8 protein-coding genes are annotated in these 7481 nt (G+C 61.7%); 5 read left to right on the forward strand and 3 right to left on the reverse strand.

Features of this window, described 5'->3' with window-relative positions:
* Positions 1-85: 85 nt before the first annotated feature.
* Complete coding sequence (locus tag NUV89_RS25770) at positions 86-988, reverse strand: LysR family transcriptional regulator (protein ID WP_257783537.1); 903 nt, start codon at positions 986-988, stop codon at positions 86-88.
* A 108-nt stretch (positions 989-1096) separates the two neighbouring features.
* Here NUV89_RS25770 and NUV89_RS25775 point away from each other — a divergent pair, with 108 nt between their 5' ends.
* The 3 genes from NUV89_RS25775 to NUV89_RS25785 are packed head-to-tail and all read left to right on the forward strand — an operon-like array spanning position 1097 to position 3617.
* Positions 1097-2329 (forward strand): D-amino acid dehydrogenase, encoded by a 1233-nt coding sequence (locus tag NUV89_RS25775; protein ID WP_257783538.1) that lies wholly within the window; start codon positions 1097-1099, stop codon positions 2327-2329.
* 10 nt (positions 2330-2339) lie between these two features.
* On the forward strand, positions 2340-2690 hold the full coding sequence (locus tag NUV89_RS25780; protein ID WP_257783539.1) for a RidA family protein: 351 nt from the start codon (positions 2340-2342) through the stop codon (positions 2688-2690).
* 24 nt (positions 2691-2714) lie between these two features.
* Positions 2715-3617, forward strand: coding sequence for a transporter substrate-binding domain-containing protein (locus tag NUV89_RS25785; RefSeq protein WP_257783540.1), 903 nt, complete (start codon positions 2715-2717; stop codon positions 3615-3617).
* A gap of 81 nt (positions 3618-3698) precedes the next feature.
* Here the strand turns inward: NUV89_RS25785 and NUV89_RS25790 are convergent, their stop codons facing one another.
* Complete coding sequence (locus NUV89_RS25790) at positions 3699-4418, reverse strand: 16S rRNA (uracil(1498)-N(3))-methyltransferase (protein ID WP_124527289.1); 720 nt, start codon at positions 4416-4418, stop codon at positions 3699-3701.
* Between the two features lie 91 nt (positions 4419-4509).
* A complete protein-coding gene (locus NUV89_RS25795; protein WP_257783541.1) occupies positions 4510-5916 on the reverse strand; it encodes an adenosylmethionine--8-amino-7-oxononanoate transaminase in 1407 nt (468 codons plus the stop codon).
* 250 nt (positions 5917-6166) lie between these two features.
* On the opposite strand from NUV89_RS25795, the gene NUV89_RS25800 reads away from it, so the two are divergent.
* Positions 6167-6718 carry a cytochrome b gene (locus NUV89_RS25800; RefSeq protein ID WP_257783542.1) on the forward strand — a complete coding sequence of 184 codons (552 nt, stop codon included), beginning with the start codon at positions 6167-6169 and terminating at the stop codon, positions 6716-6718.
* Between the two features lie 32 nt (positions 6719-6750).
* Positions 6751-7329: a YceI family protein gene (locus NUV89_RS25805; protein WP_257783543.1), complete on the forward strand. Its 579-nt coding sequence runs from the start codon at positions 6751-6753 to the stop codon at positions 7327-7329.
* Positions 7330-7481 lie beyond the last annotated feature (152 nt).

Raw genomic sequence — 7481 nt, forward strand, 5'->3', positions numbered from 1 at the left:
CTGATCCACCGCATTCGCGAGCAAGCCCGCTCCCACACAAGCCCGCTCCCACATTGGTTCTTCATTGGGCTTGAGAATGGTGTGTTTAGAGGCGTTGCAACAGCTCTTGAGCACGCAGCCCAAAAATCCCCAACAACTTCGCCAACATATGCGGCGGCGGCTCATCCGCGCGGGTCAGTGCATACAGAGTGATCGGCAGCGGCGGTGTCAGCGTGCGGATACAGGTAGTGGCGGTCGAGGCACCGAGGGCGGTGAACGGGTCGATCACCGTGAGCCCGGCGCCGGATTCCACCATGGCGCGGGCCAGGGAATAGGTCTGCACCGAGATCGTCACCCGTGGCGGTGGGTCGACGTTTTCCAGGTAGCTGTCGAGTTTGGCCGCCAGCGGGTCGGCGCTGGACAGGCCGATCAACGGCGTACCCGCCAGATCCGCCAACGGCAACGGCGCGCTCAGTTCGGCGTCGGTCCAATAGCCTTTGGACGCCAACGCCACCAGCACGCCATTGGCCAGCACTTGCGTGGTCAACCCCGGATGGCCGGAGAAGTTGAGGGTCAGTGCCAGGTCGATCTCGCGCATCAGCAGCTTTTGCACCAGCTCGCGGCTATGGTCGCTGGACAGCTCGCAGGCCATGTCCGGGTAGTCGCGTTTCCACTCCAGGATCGCCGGTGGCAGCAGCGACAACGCCAGCGCCGGGATGGCGCCGATGCGCACACTCTGGCCCGGTGCGCGACGCAGGCTCTTGGCCAGGCGCCGCACGCCTTGCAGGCTTTCGGTGACTTTCTCGACTTCACGTTCCAGCGCCAGGGCTTCCGGGGTGGGCTGCAATTTGCCGCGCACCCGCAGGAACAGTGGGAAACCCAGCTGCAACTCGGCGTGCTGCAACACCTTGGTCACCGCCGGTTGCGACACGTGCAGCAACTGTGCGGCGGCGCTGACGGAGCCGGTCTGGCGGATGGCCTGGAAGATTTCGATATGACGCAGGCGCATGGCAAGTCCATAACCTTTGTTTATAGGTGGCCCATCTTTATTCATTGTCGGTGGCCTGTCACCTGCCCCTAGTCTTGAGCCCTCTTAATTCAACGATGGGTGGCGGGGATGGGCAGGCAGGTTTGCATCATCGGCGGCGGGGTTATCGGCTTGGCGAGCGCTTATGCGCTGGTGCGTGCCGGCCATGAGGTGACGGTGATCGACGCGCGCGACAGCCTGGGCAGCGAGACCAGCTTTGCCAACGGCGGGCAATTGTCCTACCGCTACGTCGCGCCGCTGGCCGATGCCGGCGTGCCACTGCAAGCCATCGGCTGGTTGCTGCGCGGTGACTCACCACTGAAGCTGCGCCCGCGCCTCGACCCGCAGCAATGGCGCTGGATGGCCGCGTTTCTCGGCGCCTGCCGGGGCTCGGTCAACCAGCGCAATGCCGCGCACTTGCTGCGTCTGGCTTCCCTGAGCCAGGCCACATTGCAGCAATGGCGCGAGGATGATCGCCTGGACGGTTTCGACTGGCGGCGCAACGGCAAGCTGGTGACCTTTCGTAACGCCAATTCCTTTGAACATGCCCGCAGCAAGGTCGCCGATATCCTACAACAGCAAGTGCTGTCGAGCGCCGATTGTGAGCGTCTGGAGCCGGCGTTGGCGGGGCGTGGTTTTGTCGGCGGGATCTACACGCCGAACGAAGAGGTCGCCGATTGTCATGCCTTCTGCCAGCGCTTGGCGGCGCGGCTGGAAGCGTCCGGGCGTTGCCGGTTTTTGCTGGGGCGCAAGGTCAGCGGGCTGCGTCATGCGGATGGCGTGGTGCAGGCCATCGAGCTGGGCGATGAGGTGATGCCGGTCGAGCAATTGGTGCTGGCCGCCGGGTATCGCAGCGCCGACTTGGGCGTGTCGTTGCCGCTGTATCCGTTGAAGGGCTACAGCCTCAGCGTGCCGATTGGCGCGCAGCACCGGGCGCCGCATGTGAGCATCACCGACTATGACCGCAAGATCGTCTACGCACGCATCGGCGAGCAATTGCGGGTGGCGGCCATGGTGGATATCGTCGGCTTTGATGCCAGCCTTGAACCCAAGCGCCTGGCGCTGATGAAACGCCAGGCCGTTGAGACTTTCCCTCTGGCCGGCGACTACGCCCATGCCGTGGAGTGGGCCGGCATGCGCCCGGCCACCCCCACCGGCGTGCCGCTGATTGGCGCCAGCCAGTACCGCAACCTGTGGCTGAACCTCGGCCACGGTGCGCTGGGTTTTACCCTGGCCTGCGGCAGTGGGCAACTGCTCGCCGAACTGATCGGCCAACACGTCCCTTCCATCGATATGCAGGGCCTGGCGCCCCGCGCCGCTTAAGGATGCAGCCATGACCATCAACCGAATCAGCAGCAACGAGCGACTGTCCGGCGCCGTCACCTTCAAGGACCTGGTATTCCTCTCGGGCCAGGTTCCGGGTGACGGCCTGGACGTGGCCACGCAAACCCGCGAAGTGTTGGCCAAGATCGACGCGCTGTTGGCCCAGGCGGGCAGCGACAAGGACCACCTGCTCAATGCGACGATTTACTTGAAAGACATCGGCAGTGGTTTTGCGCCGATGAACGACGTGTGGTCCGCGTGGCTGTCGCCCGGCATGGCGCCGACGCGCACCACCCTGCAAGCCGAACTGGCGCGCCCGAGTGTGCTGGTGGAAATCAGCGTGATCGCTGTACGTAATTAACTCAAAGACCAACGGAGAATAACAATGAAAAAGATCCTGTTGACCGGCTGCACCCTGGGGCTTTTGTTGGGCGCACAGGCCCAGGCGAATCAGGCACCGCTGGACGGCGCGTTGGCCAAGATCGCCAGCGCCAAGTCCATCACCCTGGGTTATCGCGATGCGTCGGTGCCGTTTTCCTACGTAGGCGATCACAGCGGCAAACCCATGGGGTATTCAGTGGAGCTGGCAAACAAGATTGTCGAGCGTATCCAGCAGAAAACCGGGGTGGCCGACCTGAAGGTGAAGTACAACCTGGTGACCTCGCAAACCCGCATCCCGCTGGTGCAAAACGGCACGGTGGACCTGGAATGCGGCTCCACCGGGGTAACCGCCGAGCGGCAGAAGCAGGTGGCGTTTTCCTACGGGTTTATCTACGTGAAGGGTCAGTTGCTCACCGCCAAGGACAGCGGCATCAAAGGCTTTGCCGACCTGGCGGGCAAGAACGTGGTCACCACGGCCGGCACCACCAACGAGCGGTTTCTCAAGAGCTACAACGCCGAGCACAAAGCCAATATGTTCGTTATCAGCGCCAAGGACCACGGTGAAGCGTTCAAGATGCTGGAGACCGGCCGCGCGGCGGCGTTCTACATGGATGACGCGTTGCTCTATGGCGAGCGCGCCAAGGCCCGCGACCCGCACAACTGGGTGGTGGTGGGCGAGGAGCAGTCCCGGGAAATCTACAGCTGCATGGTGCGCAAGGATGACCCGCAGTTTCTCGCGGTGGTCAACGAGACGCTGGGTGATTTGTATCGGAGCGGCGAGATCAATGGGATTTACCAGCGCTGGTTTGAACAGCCGATTCCGCCGAAAGGCTTGAACCTGGAGTTTCCGATGACCAGTGAATTGAAGGCGATCATTGCCAAGCCGGTCAGCGATCCGGTGGAGTGATGAAGTGATTTGGTAATCCAATCCAAATGTGGGAGCAGGCAAGCCAGCTCCCACAGTTGTAATTGGGTTTGCACAGGGACGTTAGAAGTCGCCCCAGAGTTGTTGGGCCACACTGAGAGCCACCACCGGCGCCGTCTCGGTCCGCAACACCCGCGGCCCAAGGCGCGCGGCGTGGTAGCCGGCAGCCTGTGCGACCTCCACTTCATTGTCCGTCAAGCCACCCTCGGGCCCGATCAAAAACGCCAGGCTCGATGGCTTGGCATGGCTGACCATCGGCTCGGCCACCGGGTGCAGCACCAGCTTCAAATCCGCCTCGGTCTGCTTCAACCAATCCGCCAGCAGCAGCGGCGGGTGAATCACCGGTACCGTCGAACGCCCGCATTGCTCGCAGGCGCTGATCGCCACCTGGCGCCAGTGCAGCAGGCGTTTGTCGGCGCGTTCGTCCTTGAGGCGTACTTCGCAGCGCTCGCTGAAAATCGGCGTGATGGCGTTGACGCCCAACTCGGTGGCCTTTTGAATCGCCCAATCCATCCGCTCACCACGGGACAGGCCCTGGCCGAGGTGGATGTGCAGCGGGGATTCGGTCTGGCCGTTGAAGCGTTCGGTGAGTTGCACGGTGACGCGCTTTTTGCCGACTTCCAGCAGGCTGCCGAGGAACTCCTGGCCGGAACCGTCGAACAGTTGCACGGCGTCGCCTTCGACCATGCGCAGTACGCGGCTGATGTAGTGCGCCTGGGCTTCGGGCAGCTCAACGTCACCGAGGCTCAGCGGGGTGTCGGTGAAAAAACGGGACAGTCTCATTTCTGTTCTCTGAAAAAATACAAAACCTGTGGGAGCCGGGCTTGCCCGCGATGGCGGCCTGCCCGGCACCCAATCAATCGCGCGAACTAGATCAGCCCGGATCACGAAAGCCCGGATGAAAGTCCTTCGGCACCGCAACACTCACGCTGCTGTTGGTGGCGATATCAATCCCTTCACTGGCCACCTCGGCCAGGAAGTCGATCTGCTCCGGCGTAATCACATACGGCGGCAGGAAGTACACCACGCTGCCCAACGGCCGCAGCAGCGCGCCGCGTTCCAGGGCGTGCTCGAACACTTTCAAGCCACGGCGTTCCTGCCACGGGTAGGCGGCCTTGGTGGCTTTGTCCTGGACCATCTCGATGGCCAGCACCATGCCGGTCTGGCGCACTTCCGAAACGTGCGGGTGGTCCACCAGGTGCGCGGTGGCGCTGGCCATGCGCTGGGCCAGGGCCTTGTTGTTTTCGATGACGTTGTCTTCTTCGAAGATATCCAGCGTCGCCAACGCCGCCGCGCACGCCAGCGGGTTGCCGGTGTAGCTGTGGGAATGCAGGAAGGCGCGCAGGGTCGGGTAGTCGTCGTAGAACGCGTCGTACACGTCATCGGTGGTGACCACGGCCGCCAGCGGCAGGTAGCCGCCGGTGAGGGCCTTGGACAGGCACAGGAAATCCGGGCGGATGCCGGCCTGTTCACAGGCGAACATGCTGCCGGTGCGGCCGAAGCCCACGGCGATTTCGTCGTGGATCAGGTGCACGCCGTAGCGGTCGCAGGCTTCGCGCAGCAGCTTGAGGTACACCGGGTGGTACATGCGCATGCCGCCGGCGCCCTGGATCAGCGGTTCGATGATAACCGCGGCGACGGTGGCGTGGTGCTCGGCCAGGGTCTGCTCCATCACCTGGGCCATCGTGCGCGAGTGGTCTTCCCAGCTCACGCCTTCGGGGCGCAGGTAGCAATCGGGGCTTGGCACCTTGATGGTGTCGAGCAGCAGCGCCTTGTAGGTCTCGGTAAACAGCGGCACGTCGCCCACCGACATCGCGGCGATGGTTTCGCCGTGGTAGCTGTTGGTCAGGGTGACGAAGCGCTTTTTGTCTGGCTGGCCACGGTTGAGCCAATAGTGAAAGCTCATTTTCAGCGCGACTTCGATGCACGACGAGCCGTTGTCGGCGTAGAAGCAGCGGGTCAGGCCCTCGGGTGTCATCTTGACCAGGCGCTCCGACAGCTCGATCACCGGCTGGTGGCTGAAACCGGCGAGGATCACGTGTTCCAGCTGATCGACCTGATCCTTGATGCGCTGGTTGATGCGCGGGTTGGCATGGCCGAAGACGTTGACCCACCAGGAACTGACGGCGTCGAGGTAACGCTTGCCTTCGAAGTCTTCCAGCCACACGCCTTCGCCCCGTTTGATCGGGATCAGCGGCAGTTGCTGGTGGTCTTTCATCTGGGTGCAGGGATGCCACAGCACCGCGAGGTCGCGTTGCATCCACTGGTTATTCAAGCCCATCGTTCGTCTCCTCGAAGCCACAATCGCGCAAGCCTATGCAATGGGCGGCTGTGTCACAACCCATTACGGATGAATTGGCAGTAAACGCAGGACGGTCTGTCACGTTTCTTCGGGATAGTCCTTAATCCAAGGTTAATTTAGGCTTCATACCCTCAAGATCGCATTTCTCGATATTTCAAAGCGAAATTTTCCGCTTTAATTCGATAGGTAACGCGCTAGTCTTGGGCGCAGCTCTTACGGGATTAAGTACATGCAGTTACGCAATTCACCGGCCCGCTACGGCTGGGTCAGCATGGTTTTGCACTGGGGCGTGGCCCTGATGGTGTTTGGTTTGTTCGCGCTGGGTTTGTGGATGGTCGGCCTCGACTACTACAGCGCCTGGCGCAAAGACGCACCGGACCTGCACAAGAGCATTGGCATCACGCTGTTCGCCATCATGCTGGTGCGCATCGTCTGGCGCCTGGTCAGCCCGCCACCGCCACCGCTGGCGAGCTACAGCCGCATGACCCGCCTGGGTGCCGCGTTTGGTCATGGGTTCCTGTATCTCGGGCTGTTTGCCGTGATGATCGCCGGTTACCTGATTTCCACCGCAGACGGTGTCGGTATCCCGGTGTTTGGCCTGTTTGAGATTCCTGCCGTGGTTTCCGGGCTACCGGACCAGGCAGATACCGCTGGCGTGGTGCACCTGTACCTCGCCTGGGTATTGGTGGTCTTCGCCGGTTTGCACGGCGTGGCCGCACTGAAACACCACTTCATTGATCGTGATGTGACCCTGACGCGAATGCTGGGGCGCAAAGCCTGATGTTCAACCTCGACTCACAAGGAATAGAAAGCATGTTGAAAAAGACTCTCGCCGCTCTGGCACTGGGTTCTGCGCTGTTGTCCGCAGGTTCGGCGATGGCTGCTGACTACAAGATCGACAAGGAAGGCCAACACGCCTTCATCGATTGGAAAATCAGCCACCTGGGCTACAGCTACATCCACGGCACTTTCAAGGACTGGGATGGTACTTTCAGCTGGGATGCCGCCAAGCCTGAAGCCAGCAAGATCGCCGTCGATGTGAAAACCGCCAGCCTGTGGTCCAACCACGCCGAGCGTGACAAGCACATCGCCAGCAAAGACTTCCTGGACGTGGCCAAGTTTGCCGATGCCAAGTTTGTCTCCACCGCGGTTAAACCGACCGGTAAAGACACGGCTGACGTAACCGGCGACCTGACCTTCCACGGCGTGACCAAGCCTGTGACCTTCAAGGCCACGTTCAACGGCGAAGGCAAGGACCCGTGGGGCGGCGAGCGTGCTGGCTTCAACGCCAAGACCACGGTCAACCTGAACGACTTCGGCATCAAGGGCCCAGGTCCTTCTTCGCAGACCGTTGACCTGGACATCTCGCTGGAAGGCGTGAAGCAGAAGTAATTTCTGTTGCTACACGAAAAAACCGGATCCTGAGATCCGGTTTTTTTATGCCTGCCAGTTCAATACATCAATTGGTTTGAAACGGTATCCCCTGTGGGAGCGGGCTTGCTCGCGAATGCGGTGTTTCAGCCAATACATATGCAAGCTGACCC

The organism is Pseudomonas sp. 18.1.10 (genome assembly GCF_024655625.1).
In the GTDB taxonomy this organism is placed as follows: Bacteria; Pseudomonadota; Gammaproteobacteria; order Pseudomonadales; family Pseudomonadaceae; genus Aquipseudomonas.